This is a genomic window from Streptomyces griseoaurantiacus (assembly GCF_036189845.1).
Classification (GTDB): domain Bacteria; phylum Actinomycetota; class Actinomycetes; order Streptomycetales; family Streptomycetaceae; genus Streptomyces; species Streptomyces griseoaurantiacus.
In genome coordinates this window covers 5,007,666-5,022,415 of sequence record NZ_CP108326.1, presented here as the reverse complement: position 1 = coordinate 5,022,415, position 14,750 = coordinate 5,007,666, and the positions used below count along the sequence as shown (strand labels likewise).

General features: G+C 74.4%; 17 protein-coding genes. 9 read left to right on the top strand and 8 right to left on the bottom strand.

Translation table 11 applies throughout. The annotated features are described in order from the left end of the window. Positions 1 to 12: 12 nt before the first annotated feature. A complete protein-coding gene (locus OHB09_RS22490) occupies positions 13 to 480 on the bottom strand; it encodes a DUF6924 domain-containing protein (protein WP_328922439.1) in 468 nt (155 codons plus the stop codon). Between the two features lie 513 nt (positions 481 to 993). Further along, positions 994 to 1,353 carry an antibiotic biosynthesis monooxygenase family protein gene (locus tag OHB09_RS22485; RefSeq protein ID WP_167793314.1) on the bottom strand — a complete coding sequence of 120 codons (360 nt, stop codon included), beginning with the start codon at positions 1,351 to 1,353 and terminating at the stop codon, positions 994 to 996. Between the two features lie 134 nt (positions 1,354 to 1,487). Here OHB09_RS22485 and OHB09_RS22480 point away from each other — a divergent pair, with 134 nt between their 5' ends. After that, positions 1,488 to 2,972: an AAA family ATPase gene (locus tag OHB09_RS22480; RefSeq protein WP_328922438.1), complete on the top strand. Its 1,485-nt coding sequence runs from the start codon at positions 1,488 to 1,490 to the stop codon at positions 2,970 to 2,972. 21 nt (positions 2,973 to 2,993) lie between these two features. On the opposite strand, the gene OHB09_RS22475 is transcribed toward OHB09_RS22480, so the two are convergent. Together OHB09_RS22475 and OHB09_RS22470 are read right to left on the bottom strand one after the other, a co-directional pair. After that, positions 2,994 to 3,209 carry a DUF397 domain-containing protein gene (locus OHB09_RS22475; RefSeq protein WP_234525235.1) on the bottom strand — a complete coding sequence of 72 codons (216 nt, stop codon included), beginning with the start codon at positions 3,207 to 3,209 and terminating at the stop codon, positions 2,994 to 2,996. Further along, positions 3,206 to 4,081, bottom strand: coding sequence for a helix-turn-helix domain-containing protein (locus OHB09_RS22470; protein WP_328922437.1), 876 nt, complete (start codon positions 4,079 to 4,081; stop codon positions 3,206 to 3,208). Before OHB09_RS22470 ends, OHB09_RS22475 begins: the two co-directional genes overlap by 4 nt. A gap of 226 nt (positions 4,082 to 4,307) precedes the next feature. On the opposite strand from OHB09_RS22470, the gene OHB09_RS22465 reads away from it, so the two are divergent. The 4 genes from OHB09_RS22465 (at position 4,308) to OHB09_RS22450 (ending at position 8,277) form a co-directional block, all read left to right on the top strand. Next, entirely contained in the window at positions 4,308 to 4,757 is a 450-nt protein-coding gene (locus tag OHB09_RS22465; RefSeq protein ID WP_328922436.1) for an ATP-binding protein, read from the top strand. Between the two features lie 121 nt (positions 4,758 to 4,878). Then, entirely contained in the window at positions 4,879 to 6,300 is a 1,422-nt protein-coding gene (locus tag OHB09_RS22460) for a hypothetical protein (protein ID WP_328922435.1), read from the top strand. Positions 6,301 to 6,415: 115 nt separating this feature from the next. Then, positions 6,416 to 6,859: an Rrf2 family transcriptional regulator gene (locus OHB09_RS22455; RefSeq protein WP_040896311.1), complete on the top strand. Its 444-nt coding sequence runs from the start codon at positions 6,416 to 6,418 to the stop codon at positions 6,857 to 6,859. Between the two features lie 146 nt (positions 6,860 to 7,005). Next, on the top strand, positions 7,006 to 8,277 hold the full coding sequence (locus OHB09_RS22450) for an amidohydrolase family protein (RefSeq protein ID WP_328922434.1): 1,272 nt from the start codon (positions 7,006 to 7,008) through the stop codon (positions 8,275 to 8,277). 29 nt (positions 8,278 to 8,306) lie between these two features. On the opposite strand, the gene OHB09_RS22445 is transcribed toward OHB09_RS22450, so the two are convergent. Together OHB09_RS22445 and OHB09_RS22440 are read right to left on the bottom strand one after the other, a co-directional pair. After that, a complete protein-coding gene (locus OHB09_RS22445) occupies positions 8,307 to 8,924 on the bottom strand; it encodes a hypothetical protein (protein ID WP_328922433.1) in 618 nt (205 codons plus the stop codon). Next, positions 8,921 to 10,657 (bottom strand): PHP domain-containing protein, encoded by a 1,737-nt coding sequence (locus tag OHB09_RS22440; protein ID WP_319117940.1) that lies wholly within the window; start codon positions 10,655 to 10,657, stop codon positions 8,921 to 8,923. The genes OHB09_RS22445 and OHB09_RS22440 overlap by 4 nt, the downstream gene beginning before the upstream one ends. 181 nt (positions 10,658 to 10,838) lie before the next feature. Between OHB09_RS22440 and OHB09_RS22435 the strand changes: the two genes are divergently transcribed. The 3 genes from OHB09_RS22435 to OHB09_RS22425 all read left to right on the top strand — a co-directional run bounded on the left by OHB09_RS22435 (position 10,839) and on the right by OHB09_RS22425 (position 12,817). After that, entirely contained in the window at positions 10,839 to 11,753 is a 915-nt protein-coding gene (locus OHB09_RS22435) for an LLM class flavin-dependent oxidoreductase (RefSeq protein WP_191852267.1), read from the top strand. Between the two features lie 76 nt (positions 11,754 to 11,829). Further along, complete coding sequence (locus OHB09_RS22430) at positions 11,830 to 12,162, top strand: cupin domain-containing protein (RefSeq protein ID WP_328922432.1); 333 nt, start codon at positions 11,830 to 11,832, stop codon at positions 12,160 to 12,162. Positions 12,163 to 12,172: 10 nt separating this feature from the next. Next, entirely contained in the window at positions 12,173 to 12,817 is a 645-nt protein-coding gene (locus OHB09_RS22425; RefSeq protein ID WP_006142380.1) for a DUF488 domain-containing protein, read from the top strand. 18 nt (positions 12,818 to 12,835) lie between these two features. On the opposite strand, the gene OHB09_RS22420 is transcribed toward OHB09_RS22425, so the two are convergent. Together OHB09_RS22420 and OHB09_RS22415 are read right to left on the bottom strand one after the other, a co-directional pair. Next, on the bottom strand, positions 12,836 to 13,276 hold the full coding sequence (locus tag OHB09_RS22420) for a hypothetical protein (protein ID WP_006142379.1): 441 nt from the start codon (positions 13,274 to 13,276) through the stop codon (positions 12,836 to 12,838). 49 nt (positions 13,277 to 13,325) lie between these two features. After that, the gene (locus tag OHB09_RS22415; protein ID WP_191852264.1) at positions 13,326 to 14,006 is read right to left on the bottom strand and encodes a helix-turn-helix transcriptional regulator; all 681 of its coding nucleotides are present in this window, start codon (positions 14,004 to 14,006) and stop codon (positions 13,326 to 13,328) included. 174 nt (positions 14,007 to 14,180) lie between these two features. On the opposite strand from OHB09_RS22415, the gene OHB09_RS22410 reads away from it, so the two are divergent. After that, a complete protein-coding gene (locus tag OHB09_RS22410) occupies positions 14,181 to 14,606 on the top strand; it encodes a cupin domain-containing protein (protein ID WP_319117936.1) in 426 nt (141 codons plus the stop codon). The last annotated feature ends 144 nt before the right edge of the window (positions 14,607 to 14,750 follow it).

Sequence of the window (14,750 nt, the reverse complement as noted above, 5' to 3'; positions counted from 1 at the left end):
CCCGCGCGGGGTTCAGGACGACTCCGCCAACTCCTCCGCGTCCCACCCCTCGAACTCGAAGAAGTCCATGTTGGCGAGCGTCAGGTTGCAGTGCATCCCGTGCGGGGTGACCCGGGCGAGTACGCGGAAAGAGGGCGTCTCCTCGTCCGGATCGGTGCTCACCGCGAGCAGCGAGGGCTTCTCGTGGTCCATGCCGGCACGGTCGGCGAGGAAGACCACCCTCCAGCCGCACTCGGCCGGCTCCCCGCCCTCGCCCTCGCCCGGCGCGGTGAGCGCGTCGAGGATCTCGGCGGGCCCGGCGTCCGCCCACGCGGGATCCTCGACGAAGAGGACCTCCTCCTTGACGCTGTCGTCCTCGTCGAGGACCCACGGCACGTCCAGGGCGGCCCGCACAGCCCGCCACCCCTCCTCGTCCCGGAAGTCGGTACGGATCACCAGGATGGGCGGCCAGTCGTCCTCGGTCCTCGGCAGTGTGCGCACGGCTCGACTCCCCCTCAACAGGCGGCCCCGGGGGCCGCATCGGCTTTGCCGTGACACTAGGGGGTGGGTCTGACAACGGGGGTGCGAACGGTTCGGCGGTGGCGGAAGGTCCGCAGGGACTCCGCCACTTGCGGCGCCCGGGCCGGCCGGGGGACACCGGCCCGTGTGAGTCCGCCGCGCCCCCGGGGCGGCCGGGTGCGTCAGAGGCAGCCGGCGCACGGACGCACCGGCACCGGGGACGGGGCGGACGGCCGTCCGGGGCGGCAGGCGGGTGGCCCGGACGGCGACCGGCGGCGGAGCCCGCCCGTCCGTTCCGGTCCCCGCAGACGAGAAGACCGGACCGGAACGGACGGTGACCCCGGGAAGCGGACCCGGACACGGGCCCAGTGACACCTCCCCGGCCTGCGGTCTCCTGCCGATCACCACCCATGATCCCGGCTCCCCTTCCGCCACCGCATGGGCCGGACGGCCCACCCACCCCGCCGGACGGCCCTCACCCGCCGACCACGGGCCTCACCCCTCCGGCCGGACGAACGCGTGGCTCCGCTCCACCCTCGCCACGTGCAGCGTGTACCGCTCGTACCACTGTTCCCTCCCCCGCCGCTGCGCCGCACGGTGCTCGGCGTCGCGCCGCCACGCGGCGAGCGCGTCGGCGTCGCGGAAGTACCCGACGGTGATGCCCAGCCCGCCCGGGGTCTGCGCGTGATCCATCCCCAGGAACCCGGGGACGTCCCTCACCAACTCCTCCATGCGTGCGTCGGTCTCGCGGTAACCGTCCTGATCGGCGGTCCGCACGGTGCTGAACACAGCGACGTAGTAAGGGGGTTCGAACGCCCCCACGGGCCCGAGGGGCACCTCCGCGTGATCACTCATGACGCCACGGTAGGGCGGCGTGCGCAAAAGGGGCCAGGGGCTGGCGGTGGGCCCGCCTTCACGCCAGCAAGCGAGCATGTATAACTGCACTTATAATAACCGCACCTATATAAGTGAGAGGGAGGTGATCCGTCGTGGACAAACCCACTGAGATGTTCGACCGGGACTTCGAGTGGGCCGAGCTGATGAGGTACGCCGGGTACGCGGGCCGCGAGGCGACCCTTGGCGTCGTGTCCGGGCGCAGGCGCCAGGGCAAGACGTTCCTCCTGGACGCGCTCACGCGCAGCACCGGCGGCTTCATGTTCACCGCCACCGAGACCACGGAAGCCGACGCGCTGCGCCAGTTCGGTCACGCACTCGCCGCCCACTGCGGCGAGAGCACCCCCTTCCGCTTCGCGCACTGGGACGAGGCGATCACCCGCCTGATGAGCATCGCGACGGACGGACCGAAGGTCGCGGTCATCGACGAGTTCCCCTTCCTCGCCAAGGCCTCGCCCGCCCTGCCGTCCATCGTCCAGCGCGCCCTCGACCCCGGCGCACGGCACGGGAACACCCCCGTACGGCTGCTGCTCTGCGGCTCCGCGCTGTCCTTCATGGGCGGGCTCCTCGCCGGCAACGCGCCCCTGCGTGGACGGGCAGGGCTGGAACTGGTGGTTCCCACCCTCGACTACCGACTGGCGGCGCGGTTCTGGGAGGTCACCGATCCGCGCACCGCCACTCTCACCCATGCCATCGTCGGAGGCACCCCGGCCTATCGACGTGAGTTCACGCAGGGCGACACCCCGGCCGGCCCGGAGGACTTCGACGACTGGGTGGTGCGCGCCGTCCTCAACCCGGGCCGCCCCCTGTTCCGCGAGGCCCGGTACCTCCTCGCCGAGGAGCCCGAACTGCACGACACCGCCCTCTACCACTCCGTACTGGCCGCCGTGTCCGCCGGCAACGCCTCCCGCGGCGGGATCGCCGACTACCTGGGCCGCAAGTCGACGGACCTGGCCCACCCCCTCCATGTGCTGGAGGATGTCGGCCTGGTCCGCCACGAACCCGACGCCTTCCGGCGGAACCGCTCCGCCTACCGGATCGCCGAACCACTCATCGCCTTCTACCACGCCGTCATGCGCCCCCACTGGGGCGATCTGGAGCGCCCCGGCCGCGCACCCGCCGTCTGGCGCCGCGCACAGTCCACCTTCCGCAGCAAGGTTCTCGGCCCTCACTTCGAGGGACTGTGCCGCGAATGGGCGCGCTGGCACGCCGCGCCGGAGACGTACGGCGGCCACCCCTCGCGGGTCGCCGCCGGAACCGTCAACGACCCCTCGGCCAGGACCAGCCACGAGGTGGACGTCGCCGTGTTCGGCCAGCCCCTCGACGAGGCCGAGTCACCCGGCCGCGAAACGTTGCTCGCCCTCGGGGAGGCCAAGTGGAACGAGACGATGGGGCTCCCCCACCTGGAACGGCTCCGCCACATCCGGGATCTGCTGACCGCCCGCGGCACCGGGTCCTCCGAGCGGACCCGTCTGCTGTGCTTCAGCGGCGCGGGCTTCACCGGCGACCTGCGCGCCCTCGCCGACCGGGACGCGACCGTCCAACTCGTCGACCTGGACCGCCTCTACGGCGGCGAGTGACGGCAGGGCGGTACCGACGGCTCAGTCGCGCGCCCCGCCCGCGACGAAGCCGAGGAACGCCGTCCAGGCGCGGTGGCCCACGGCGGGGCCGGGGCGGGTGGTGTCCTTGGAGTCGCGGAGGTGGACGCGGTTCGGGTCGACGGCCGCCTCCAGGCAGTCCCCGCCCTCGGCACCGCTGTACGTGCTCCTGGTCCACGTCCGGGGAAGGTCCGTCGAGGCGTCCCGGTCAGGTGTCATGCCGCTCCCAACAACTTCTCGATGTAGGCCAACGACTCACGCGGAGCGAGTGCTTGCGCTCGGATAATCCCATAGCGCACAGCGAGTACCCGTACCTCCTCGCGGTCGGTGACCAGTGAGCCACGACCCTGGGCCTCGAGATAGCCCACCTGTTCACCCGACGCGCGCGTGTACAGCGTGAAACTGCCGTCGACACCCGCGTTGTCCTCGCGGTCGAGCGGCATCACCTGCACTTCCACATTGCGCTGCTGCCCCACCGACAGGATCTGTTCCAACTGGCCCCGCCACACCTGGTCGCCGCCCAGACGCCGCAGGAGAACGGACTCCTCCATCACGAAGCTGAACAGCGTGCCGTTCGCCGGCACCAGGACCCGCTGGCGCGCAAGGCGAGCCGCCACGCGTTCCTCGATGACCTCGTCGGCCAGAAGCGGCCTGCGCATACGGAGCAGAGCCCGGGTGTGACTCTCCGTCTGGAGCAGGCCCTTCACCATGTGCGTGTCGTAGGACTGCAACTCGACAGCCTCCGCCTCCAGTTTCGCGGCGCTCCGGAAGAACGCCGGGTACTGCGCCTGCGCCACCTCCTCCTTCAGTTCGCCGAGGACGCCGCCCGCGTCCAGGACCTCGTCGGCGAGGTCGATGAACGCGGGCGGGGGCACCCGGCGGCCCTGCTCGTACGCGGCGATCGTCTTCGGGGCGTAGCCCACCAGCGCGCCGAAGGCGGGGCGGTCCAGGCCGGCGCGGAGGCGGAACCGTTTGAGCTGGCGGCCGAACGCGCGGAGGACGCCGGGGATCTGGTCCGCCGGAGACCCGCCGGGTGCCGGACGACCCGGAGGTTCCTCGTCGTTCTCGTCGCACTCGTGTCCGTCGCGCATGCGCGGGCGCCTCCGTCCGTGCGGGCCAGGGGGACGCCGACGGCCACCCGACCGCACCCCCGCCGGGGAACGTACCGCAGGATTCACCCCGTTCCGTCCCCGCTCACTCCATCGAGTGGACGCCGCCGCCCGCATCCGCCCACACGCGGCACGGCGGTGCCCACAGGGGTGCGTGTGGGCGCGTCGGGGCTCGTCACGGGGGTGCCGCCGCGCCGACGGTGGGGGCATGAACGAACAGTCCCTCCCCGGCTCGGAAACGGCCACCGCGCGGCGCGAGTTCGCCCTGCGCTTCACCTCCACCCCGCGCGGGGCGCGCCTCGCGCGGCGGCTCGTGTCGCACCGGCTCGACACCTGGGGGTTCCCGTACGGCTCGGAGGTCAACGAGACCGTCACGCTCGTCACCGCCGAGCTGGCCGCGAACGCGGTGCGGCACGGGCGGTTGCCGGGAAGGGACTTCGCGGTGCGGCTTCTCGCGGCGGGGCCGCTCGTGCGGGTCGAGGTCGCGGACGCCCGCGGCGAACGCGTCCCCCTGCTGTCGCTGCGGGAACCGCCCGGCGACCACGAGTCCGGGCGCGGGCTCCTCCTCGTCGCGGCCCTCGCCGACCGCTGGGGTGCGGAACCGCGCGTCGACGGGCCGGGGAAGACGGTGTGGGCGGAGTGCCGGGTGAGGGGTTGAGGTTCGTATGCGGGCCTCCGGATTCCGGGCGGCGGCCGTGGCGCTCACGCGCCGAAATTCACGCGTCCCACGCGGGTCCCGCGCTTTACGATCACGCGGTACACGGGGTGGAGGGACGGGCATGGTCGAGGGTGTTGAGGGCGGGGCGGCAGCGGCGGCGCGGCTGGCGGGAGGTGCGCCGCTTCGGGAGACGCTCGATGTCACCGATCCCGGCGACTGGCTCGCGCTGGACGCGGGGGTGCGTGAGGCGGTGTGGGAGCGCTCGCGGTTCCTGCCACGGTGGGAGAGGTCCGCCCCTCTGCCCGACGAGCCGACCGGGCTCGACGAGGCACGGCTCGCGCTCGCACTCTGCCACCGCGACGGGCGGGTCCGTCAGGAGGCGCTGCGCCACTCGGTCCGGCATCCCGAGCTGCTGTCGTTGGTCGTGATCCGCTGTGCCGACTGGGTCCGCCCCGTACGCGAGGACGCCCGGCAGGTGCTGGGCGAGACGCTGGACGTGGACACCGCCCTCGCTATCGCGCCGCTCGTCCTGCGCGTCGGCCGCCGCGACCGGGGCGCCTTCGGTGTCGAGGTGCTCGGCCGGGTCCTGCGCCGGGCGTCCCACGAGCGGCTCGCCCGGCTCTTCTCCGCTCACGACCGGCCGGCCAGGCGGTTCGCGTACCGGCTGGCCGTCGAGGGCCGGCTGCTGCGTCCCGCCGAGCTGGCCCGCGTGGCCGCCCGGGACCAGGACACCGTGGTCCAGGACCTGTGCGCCACGGCGGCACTCGCGTCACTGAGGGACGAGGACGTCTACGAGGACGTGCTGTCTCCCCTGCTGTCCGCGGCCAACCCGCGCACCCGCTCGGCGGGTGTCACCGCGCTGAGGAGGGCCGGGCGGTCGGAGGAGGCGTGGACGTTCCTCGGCGACCGTTCCGGCGTCGTGCGCGCCTGCGCCCGGTACGTCGTACGACAGCAGGGGGGTGACCCCGTGCCCTGGTACCGGAAGCGGTGCACGGCACCGGACGATCCCGCGTTGCCGCCGGGTGCGGTCATCGGGCTGGCGGAATGCGCCGACCGCGCGGATGCCGGGCTGCTGCGGCCGCTGCTCGCGCACCCGGCGGCCGGGGTACGCGCGCGGGCGGTTGCGGGACTGAGGTCGCTGGACTGTGCCGAGGTGAAGCAGGTGTGGCCACTGCTCGACGACCCCTCCCCCAGTGTCGTCCGCGAGGTGGTCACCGCGTTGCTGCCCTGGTCCGCCGAACTGCCCACCGAGGAGTTGCAGGCGCGCACCGGCGCGGACCGGGAGCGCCACATCCGCCTCGGCGCCTTCCGGCTGCTCGACGCGCGCGGTGGCGTCGTGGCGCTGCGGGCGGCGGTCGGTCTGCTCCAGGACCCGGACTCCAAGCTGCGCACCTGGGCCGCGCAGTCCGTGCGGCGCTGGCGCCCCTCCCCGGACGAGCGGCGCGGCGACCCGGAGGTGGGCGAACTGCTCGACCGGAGCCGGCACCTCTTCAGCGACCACATGATGCGCCGGCTCAAGCGGGTGGCGGGGGTCGGCGGTTGACACCGCCCATGTGGTCCGTGCTCCGTCCGAAGTCCGCCACGGCTCGGTTGACCGCCAGGGATACTGCAACTAGGTTGGTTCCAGTTATCGGGGTGGCGGCGGGAGTGGGTGGGGCATGGCAGGGCTGAGCGGCAGAAGCGCGGTCGCCGTGCACGCGCTCGCGATGCTGGCCAACCGGCGTGGGGGTTCGCTGACCTCCGCGGAGATCGCGGAGAGCCTCGACAGCAATCCCGTCCTCGTGCGGCGCGTGCTCGGCCGGCTGCGGGACGCCCGCCTGGTGTGGTCCACCGAGGGGCGCGGCGGCGGCTGGTCCCTCGCCCGGGCCCCGCGAGACATCACGCTGTACGACGCCTACGCGGCCGTCGAGGACGGGCAGGTCTTCTCACGGCACGCCCATCCGCCCAACGGGACGTGCGCGATCGGGCGCAACATCGGCGATCTGCTCGACGCCGAGTTCCGAAGTGCCGAACGGGCGCTGGAGGAACAGCTCCGCGGGACGACGATCGCCGGGCTGCTGCGGCAGGTACTGGACGCCGACAGCGCGTCGAAGGCTCGCTGACCCCCGGCCCACCGGCCCACCCAACTCACCGACCCACTCAGCACGCGGTGACGCGTCGGTTCACCGCGTGCCGGCGTACGCCCGAACTGCCACCCAGGCGGTTGCAGTATCACTTTCCCAGCACACGCACACCAGGAGCGGCAGCGATGCCCCAGCAGTCCGAAGCGACCGTGAACCCCGGCCCGCGCGACCGCGCGACCCACACCCCCGTGACCCACGACCCCGCGACCCACGACCTCGTGATCCGTCGTGCGCACGTCTTCGACGGTCACCGGGCGCTCGACGGCCTGTACGACATCGGCGTCGACGGTACGGAGATCACCGCCGTCTCGGCCGCACCGCTGCGGGGCGGGCGGGAGGTGGACGCGGCCGGGGGGTGGGTCGTGCCCGGTCTGATCGACACGCACGTCCACTTCTACGACGTGCACGCGGTCACCGACGCGGACTCGATGCGGGTTTTCGAGGAACGGGACAGGCCCGGACGGCTCGGGCTGTTCCTCGACCACGGGGTCACGACCGTCAAGTCGGTGGGCGACCCGACGGACGGCATCCTGGACACGCGGGACAGGATCGCCGCCGGCACCCTGCGGGGCCCACGGCTGCTGGCGACCGGGGCCGGCATCACCGGGCGCGAGGGGCATCCCGCCGCCACCATCTTCAAGGGCAACCCCTGGGCGCGCGCCCGCTGGGCGGCGGAGGTCGACGGCGTGCGACACATCCGCGACCTGGTGCACCGTCTCGCCGACCGCAGGGTGGACGCGATCAAGCTCCTGTCGGAAGGCGCGTGCGCGCACTCCGGCGGGCCGGCGTACCTCTGGCGGAATCCCGCCTTCCCGGACGCCGTCGAGCTGGAGCGGCTTCCCCTCGACGACCTGCGGGCGGGCATCGAGGCCGCGCACGAGCGGGGTCTGAGGGTCACCGTCCACACCGCCCAGCAGGCGGCGGCACGCGAGGCGGTCGAGGCCGGGGCGGACGGTCTGGAGCACGGGGTCACCGTCGAGCCCCTCACTGACGACTCGCTGCTCGAGCTGATGCGCGCGCACGACGTCACCTACACGCCCACGCTCTGGGTCGACGACGCCCACCCGGACGCCCGCGCCAACCTCAGGAAGGTGGCCGAGGCCGGTGTGCGCCTCGCGCTGGGCAGCGACACCTTCAGCGGCCGGGGCCTGTTCGGGGCCAACACCCTGGAGGAGGCCGAGCTCATGGTGGCGGCCGGGCTGTCCCCCGCGCAGGTGCTGGCCGCGGGCACGAGCGGGGCGGCACGAGCGTGCGTCCGCCCGGACCTCGGCGCGGTGGCCCCCGGCAAGCGCGCCGACCTGCTCCTCCTGGACGCCGACCCCACCGCGGACATCGGCGCCCTCCGCGCCCTCCGCATGGTGTTCCTGGACGGCGGGCTCACCGTCGACAAGCGCTGAACGCCTCCCGGCGGACCCGGCGCCCCGCCTCATCCGTGGTCCGCGCAGCACGGCGTCGGGTTCGGGACCTCGAAGGGGGCGAGCAGGCCGCCGGGGGCCGGGCTCAGGGCGAGGGTGAGGCGGCCGCCCCGCCAGGTGGGGCGGACGTGGCCGCGGGTGTCGATCCGCGTGGTGGGGGCGGGGGGTCCGGGGGTGCCGAGGACGGTGACGTCGTCCACGGCCGTGTCCGCGAGCAGCCGTTCCAGGGTGAGCGTGCCGGTGAGCCGGTCCGCGCCGGGGTAGACCACGGCCCGGCCGGACGTGCGTTCGGCGTGCTCGCCCGCCGCCCGGGCCGCCGCCCGGGCCGGCTCGTGCGGTCCGTGCCGCAGGGTCCCGAGGGCCGCCCCTGCCTCCGGGGCGGTGGCCGCGAGGTGGGCGGTCAGGCGCCGCCACACCGCCCGCGCCGTGTCCCCGTCCGGCAGGGCGAGGGAGACGGCGAGGTGGGGGCACGGGCCGGTGCGGACGGGGTGGGTGCAGGCGATCACGGCCGGGGGGAGGGCGAGGCCGGTCACCAGGTCGTGGATCAGGTGGTCGGCCTCGCGCAGGGGGCCGGAGCCGGCGTCCACGCCGATGACGGTGCGGACGCCGGGGGCCGGTGCGGGGGTCATGCGGGCAGGACCCACATCGGGTTGGAGTAGAACCACAGGTCCTTCCACGGGTCGGCGTCGCCGAGGACGTCCATCGCCGGGCCCGCCGGGTCGACGGCCGCGCCCCGTACGCCGACGGCCGAGCGGTTGCCGTCCGTGCCGCGCAGCCGGACGTACACCGGGCGGTCGACGCGGCCGAGGGAGTACGTCAGGCGGACGTGCCCGGTGGACTTGTTCACCTCGAAGGACTTCACGACCCTCGTGTCGGGCGTGGCGAACACGTCCCGGTCGGAGACGGCGCCGGTGACCTCGCCCAGGACGACGTCCACGCGGGCCAGCTTCGGCACGAACTGCGCCCAGTTGGGGCCGCCTGCCAGGCTGATCTCGACGACCAGGTCGACCTTGCCGCCCTTGCGCACGTGCAGGGTGCCGCCGAGCGTGGTCTCCCGGCCGCCGCCGCGCAGCCGGGCGTCGAGGCCGCTGATGAGGGCGCCGTGGTCGACCCAGACACGGCCGGCCCGGATGCCGTCCATCACGGCCTGGTAGGAGAAGGAGGCGGCGCCGACGTGCGTGCGGGAGTACTGGCCGGGCCAGAAGTCGGTGTCGGTGAGGTTGGGGCCGCCGCCGTGGACGGGGTCGGCGTGGCGGCCGTCCGCCGCGAAGTCGTCGTGCGGGCCGCGTACGGCGGTGTCGGCGTAGACGTTGTGGGAGTCGGAGTTGGCGGTGATCCACCAGGGCTTGCCCTCGGCGAGAAGGCTGTCCCACAGGCCGCCCACGGTGGCGGTCATCCAGTCGAAGCCGCCCCAGGTGCGGTAGCTCTCCGGCGGGTATCCGGCGAAGGAGTCGGCGCCGGGGCTGTTGTCGTAGATGCCGCGCGCGGAGCCGGGGCCGTACGGGGCGGGCAGGCCGCCGGCCTGGTGGCCGGGGGCGCCCTCCATGCCGACCGCGATGTGCGGCTGGGCGTCGCGCCAGCCGCGGATCTCGTGCGGGGAGTCGATGCCCTTGCGGGCCGGGTGGTTGGCGAGGAACAGGGCGTCCTTGACCGTGCGGCGGCGCACCTGCGCGGCGAGGAAGTCGATGCCCGCGATGGCCAGGGCCTCGTTGGCGGGGGTGCTCCCGGTGGCCTTGTTCAGGCCGCCGTCGTAGGAGACCTCGAACTGCTTGAGGACGGACACCTCGTTGCGGCCGGGGTGCACGAAGACGGTGCCGTGCTCGGCGGCCGGGATGTTCCACTCCAGGCCCTGGAAGACGAGCGTGTCCTCGATCGCGTCGCGGGCGGCGACGATGTCGGGGTTGACCTTCTCGACGCCGATCTTCGCGTGCTGCTCACTGGCGTGGTCGGTGACGACCATCCAGTCCAGCCCGTGCGCGTTGGCCTGGCGGACCTGGTCGACGACGCGGTACTTGGCGTCGGAGCTGTACTGGGTGTGGATGTGGTGGTCGCCGGCCAGCCACAGGTAGCGGCCGGCGCGGGACTCCCGGCGGGCGTGGCCCGAGGCCGCCCGGGTCTGCGCGGCGGCCTGACCCGCGCCGACGCCGCCGAGCGCCCCGCCGGCGGCCAGGCCGGCGCCGAGCAGACCGGCACGGCGTACCAGGGAGCGCCGGGAGAGCTGTTCGGGCGACAGTTCCCCGTCGGGGACGGTCAGGTCGAAGGCCGCCGGGACCGCCTCGGGGGCGGCCGCCTGGTGACCGTGCCCGTGGGTGTGTCCGTGTCCGTGGCTGTGAGGGTGGGGGTGGTGGTGTCCGTTGCCCATGTCGTCAGCTCCCGCTGATCGGTGGTGTGCCCGTGACCTGCCGGGATGTCGTGCCGAGAGTGATCCGTCGCGGTGAATGCCCGGCGTGGGAACGATGGCGCGGACGAAAACGGTCGCCGACGGTGTGCCGACCCGCCCGCACCGTTGATCACCGGTGCGGGCGACGCATAGATTGCGGTCCATGACGAGGACTTCGACCACTGCGACGACTCCGACGGCTGCCCGGGACGGCGTCCGGATCGGCGTGATGTACGACCGGGACTGGGCGCCCGAAGGGCTGCCCGCCTTCGCCCGCGAGGTGGAGGCGCTCGGCGCGGACGACCTGTGGGTCGTGGAGGACCTCGGCTGGAACGGGGGCGTGTCCGCGGCGGCCGTCGCGCTGGGGGCGACCGAGCGGCTGCGGGTCGGCATCGGGATCACCCCGGCGCCGCTGCGCAGCCCGGCGCTGCTCGCGATGGAACTGGCCACGCTGGCACGGGTGTTCCCGGGCCGGCTGGTGGCCGGGATCGGGCACGGCGTGCGGGAGTGGATGACCGCGGTCGGCCTCGCCCCGCGCTCCCCGCTCGCGCTGCTCGAGGAGACGATCGGCTCCGTGCGGGCGCTGCTGCGCGGGGAGCGGGTCGAGGTGGAGGGCCGGGAGGTGCGGCTGGACGGCATCCGGCTGGTGCATCCGCCGGCCGAGGTGCCGCCGGTCGTCGCGGGGGTGGTGCGGCCGCGCTCGCTGGAGCTGTCGGGGCGGGTCGCCGACGGCACGGTGATCGCGGAGGGGCACGGCCCCGCCGAGGTGCGGGCCGCCCGGGAGGCGGTGGCCGGGGGCGGTGCCGGTCCGGCGCACACGATGACGGTGCTCGCCTTCGCCTGCGTGGACGAGGACCCCGACCGTGCCGCCGAGGCGCTCCGCCCGCTCGCGGAGGGCCAGGCCGCCTGGCTCGGCCGCCCGGCGGAGGAGGTCTTCACCGTCTCCGGCCGCCCGGAGGAGGCCGCCGGCCGCGTACGGGACCTGGCGGCGGCCGGCGCCGACACGGTCGTCCTGCGGGTGGCGGGCGCGGAGCCCGCCCGGCAGCTCGGGCGGGTGCTGGAGGCACTGGGCCGGTAGACCGCCCAGGCCCCGGCGTGGCATCGGAGCCGGGCCCCGCTGGCGGAGGCCCGGCGGGTGCGCGGAGACTGGGGGCATGCAGAAGATCTCACTCGACGCCCTGGTCCGCGAGCACCTCGAACAGGCCGCGGCCGCCTCCACCGGACGCAGTGCCACCACCATCCACGGCGGGCACGAGACCGTGCTGCGGCAGACGCTGCTCGCACTGACCGCCGGCACCGCGCTGTCCGAGCACGAGAACCCGGGCGAGGCGACGCTGCTCGTGCTGCGCGGGCGGGTGCGGCTCACCAGCGGGGAGACGTCCTGGGAGGGCCGGGACGGGGACCTGCTCACCGTTCCGCAGGCGCGGCACGGGCTGGAGGCGGTCGAGGACTCCGCCGTGCTGCTCACCGTGGCCAAGCTCGGCTGACGCGGCGGACGTGGACGGCCGGGCGGACGCGGCGGAGGGGACCCGGGAGCCCCTGCTCACCTTCGGGCACGGCACCGCCGGTGAGGAGGAGCTGGCCGGGCTGCTGGGCGGTGCCCGGGTGGGCGCGGTGGTGGACGTCCGCACCGCCCCCGGCAGTCGCCGCAATCCGGACGCCGGGCGGGACGCGCTCGCGCGGTGGCTGCCGGGCAGGGGGCTCGGCTACCGGTGGGAGCAGCGGCTCGGCGGCTTCCGGCGGGCGGCGCCCGACTCCCCCGACACCTTCTGGGAGAACGCCTCCTTCCGCGGTTACGCCGGCTACACCCGGGACCCGGCGTTCCTCGCGGCGATGGAGGAGCTGCTGCGGGAGTCCGCGAGGACCCGCACCGCCGTGATGTGCGCGGAGTCGGTGTGGTGGCGCTGCCACCGCCGGATCGTCGCGGACTTCGCGGTCCTCGCCCGGGGCGTGGAGGTGTTCCACCTCATGCACGACGGCCGGCTCACCCCCCACCGGCCCACGCCCGGCGCCCGGCTGCGCGAGGACGGACTGCTGGTCTACGACGTGCGGGACGACGTGCGGGACGACGTCCCGGACGACAAGGACACCGGGAACACCGGGACCGCCGGGAACACCGGGGGCGGCCGGCGCGGCGGCTGACCGGTACCGCGTGGCGGCTCAGGCGGTCGTCGCGAGGACCGCGCACCCCAGCGCGAGCAGCGCCGCCACCTTCACGAGTTCCAGGGCGACGTAGTACAGGTGGGCGCGGGAGCGGCGCAGGGCGGGGTCCTCCCCGGCGAGCACGGCGTCGGAGCGCCGGTTCAACCGGGGCCTCACGAAGAGCAGTTGGCCGGCCAGCGTCACCGCGGCGACGGCGCCGAGCACGAGGACCGCCGCCGGGGGGCCGCCCACGGACACGGCCGCGAGCGCGAGGACCGCCAGGACGGCCTCGGCCAGGTTGAGCGCGCGGAAGACGATACGGCCGATGCCGAGCCCGACCGGGACGGTCACTCCGGGCGCCCGGAACTTCAGGGGCGCCTCCAGGAAGGAGATCGCCAGCACCATGCCGAGCCAGAGGAAGGTGACGGCTCCTGCTACGGCCGCGGAGGTCGGGTTCATCGTTCGCTGTCCTTCGTCAACGGTGGGCGGTGCGGGGCGGAAGGGCGGGTCAGGTGGGGGCCAGGTGTGCCACGCAGGTGTCCGGTTCCGCGAACGGTTCCAGGCGGGTGGCCTCGACGGGGGCGCCCAGTTCGGCAAGGGCGCCCTGCATCAGGCCGAGGTGGAGCGGGCAGACGACCCCGCGGTACTCCTCGGCGAGTTCGAGGAAGGGGCAGTGGCGCAGCCGGATCGCGGCGGGGCCGTCGGTCTCGCCCTCGGCTCGCGGGGCGAAGCCCAGTTCGTCGAGCACGGCGGTGAGCCGCGCCACCGACGCGCGCACGGTGGGGCGGCGCCCCGGGGGGAACCGTTCGACCAGGTGCCGGCCCCAGGCGCGGCCCGCCTCGGTGGCCTCGGCCGCCGCCTCGGCGGCCGGAGCGGTGGACGCCAGCCGGCTGACCAGCATCCGGGCGAGGAGCCGGTAGTGGCGTGCGCCGCCCCGGTCCATGCCGTGCCGCACGGTGTGCACGGTGCGCGGGCGGCCGGGCCCCGAGGGCTGCTCCACCGTGCGCTCCACGCGTCCCTGGGTCACCAGCGCGTCGAGGTGGAAGCGCACCGTGTTGGGGTGCACGCCGAGCCGTTCGGCGACCTCGGCGATGCCTACGGGGGCGCCCGCGTCCCGTACGGCGTCGAGCACGGCAAGACGGCGCGGGGAGAGCGGGGCACCCTCCTGATGCGTGACCACGGCGACCATCCTTCCCTCCGCCCTTGCGCTCTCCGCCCTCAGCGCCGAGCCCTCGGTTCCCGAGTTTCTCCTAATCGTACATGTAATAATTCGGCGCACTGGAGGCGCGGCAGAGGCGCACGAGAAACGCGGCGGAACAGCGCCGGAAGGCGGACCACCGCCGAGAGGATTGAGAGGAACCCGATGCCCGAGGCACAGCCCGACCCGGCCACCCCCGCCGAGGAACCCGCCCCGGCCCCCGTTCCGAGCCTGCTGTGCGACGTCCGGGCGCTCGCCGCCCAGCCCTCCGCCCCGGCGGGCGCGCTCTGGCGGCTCGCCGAGTCCGGACGCCAACTCGACGCCAACCTCGTGCACCTGCCGCCGGACCAGGGGGTCGACACCCACACGGAGCCGGACCTCGACGTGCTGCTGCTCGTCGTCGCGGGGGACGGCAGGCTCGAGTCGCCCGGGAGCGCCGCCGCCGTGCCGCTCACCGAGGGCGCCCTGTGCTGGCTGCCGCACGGCTCGACCCGCCGCCTCGCCGCGGGCCCCGAGGGCCTGTCCTACGTCACCGTCCACCGCCGCCGCCCGGGCATGCGCATCGCGTCCGGCCCTCCGGGCGAACGCTGAGACCCGTCGCCGGACCGGGTGCCACCGGAGGGAGGCGGCCGGGCAGGGGGGGCGGGGCCGAGGCGACAGAAACCGACGCTCCGTCAAGATCCCTTTCGCCCGGATTGTGAGATCTGGCACACCGTTCGCGCCACCCGGACGTGA

Coding starts and splice junctions, on each gene's coding strand:
- OHB09_RS22485 (WP_167793314.1), bottom strand. CDS start 1,353: ATGAGTGATCACGCGGAGGTGCCCCTCGGGCCCGTGGGGGCGTTCGAA.
- OHB09_RS22475 (WP_234525235.1), bottom strand. CDS start 3,209: ATGACACCTGACCGGGACGCCTCGACGGACCTTCCCCGGACGTGGACC.
- OHB09_RS22470 (WP_328922437.1), bottom strand. CDS start 4,081: ATGCGCGACGGACACGAGTGCGACGAGAACGACGAGGAACCTCCGGGT.
- OHB09_RS22465 (WP_328922436.1), top strand. CDS start 4,308: ATGAACGAACAGTCCCTCCCCGGCTCGGAAACGGCCACCGCGCGGCGC.
- OHB09_RS22460 (WP_328922435.1), top strand. CDS start 4,879: ATGGTCGAGGGTGTTGAGGGCGGGGCGGCAGCGGCGGCGCGGCTGGCG.
- OHB09_RS22455 (WP_040896311.1), top strand. CDS start 6,416: ATGGCAGGGCTGAGCGGCAGAAGCGCGGTCGCCGTGCACGCGCTCGCG.
- OHB09_RS22450 (WP_328922434.1), top strand. CDS start 7,006: ATGCCCCAGCAGTCCGAAGCGACCGTGAACCCCGGCCCGCGCGACCGC.
- OHB09_RS22445 (WP_328922433.1), bottom strand. CDS start 8,924: ATGACCCCCGCACCGGCCCCCGGCGTCCGCACCGTCATCGGCGTGGAC.
- OHB09_RS22440 (WP_319117940.1), bottom strand. CDS start 10,657: ATGGGCAACGGACACCACCACCCCCACCCTCACAGCCACGGACACGGA.
- OHB09_RS22435 (WP_191852267.1), top strand. CDS start 10,839: ATGACGAGGACTTCGACCACTGCGACGACTCCGACGGCTGCCCGGGAC.
- OHB09_RS22430 (WP_328922432.1), top strand. CDS start 11,830: ATGCAGAAGATCTCACTCGACGCCCTGGTCCGCGAGCACCTCGAACAG.
- OHB09_RS22420 (WP_006142379.1), bottom strand. CDS start 13,276: ATGAACCCGACCTCCGCGGCCGTAGCAGGAGCCGTCACCTTCCTCTGG.
- OHB09_RS22415 (WP_191852264.1), bottom strand. CDS start 14,006: ATGGTCGCCGTGGTCACGCATCAGGAGGGTGCCCCGCTCTCCCCGCGC.
- OHB09_RS22410 (WP_319117936.1), top strand. CDS start 14,181: ATGCCCGAGGCACAGCCCGACCCGGCCACCCCCGCCGAGGAACCCGCC.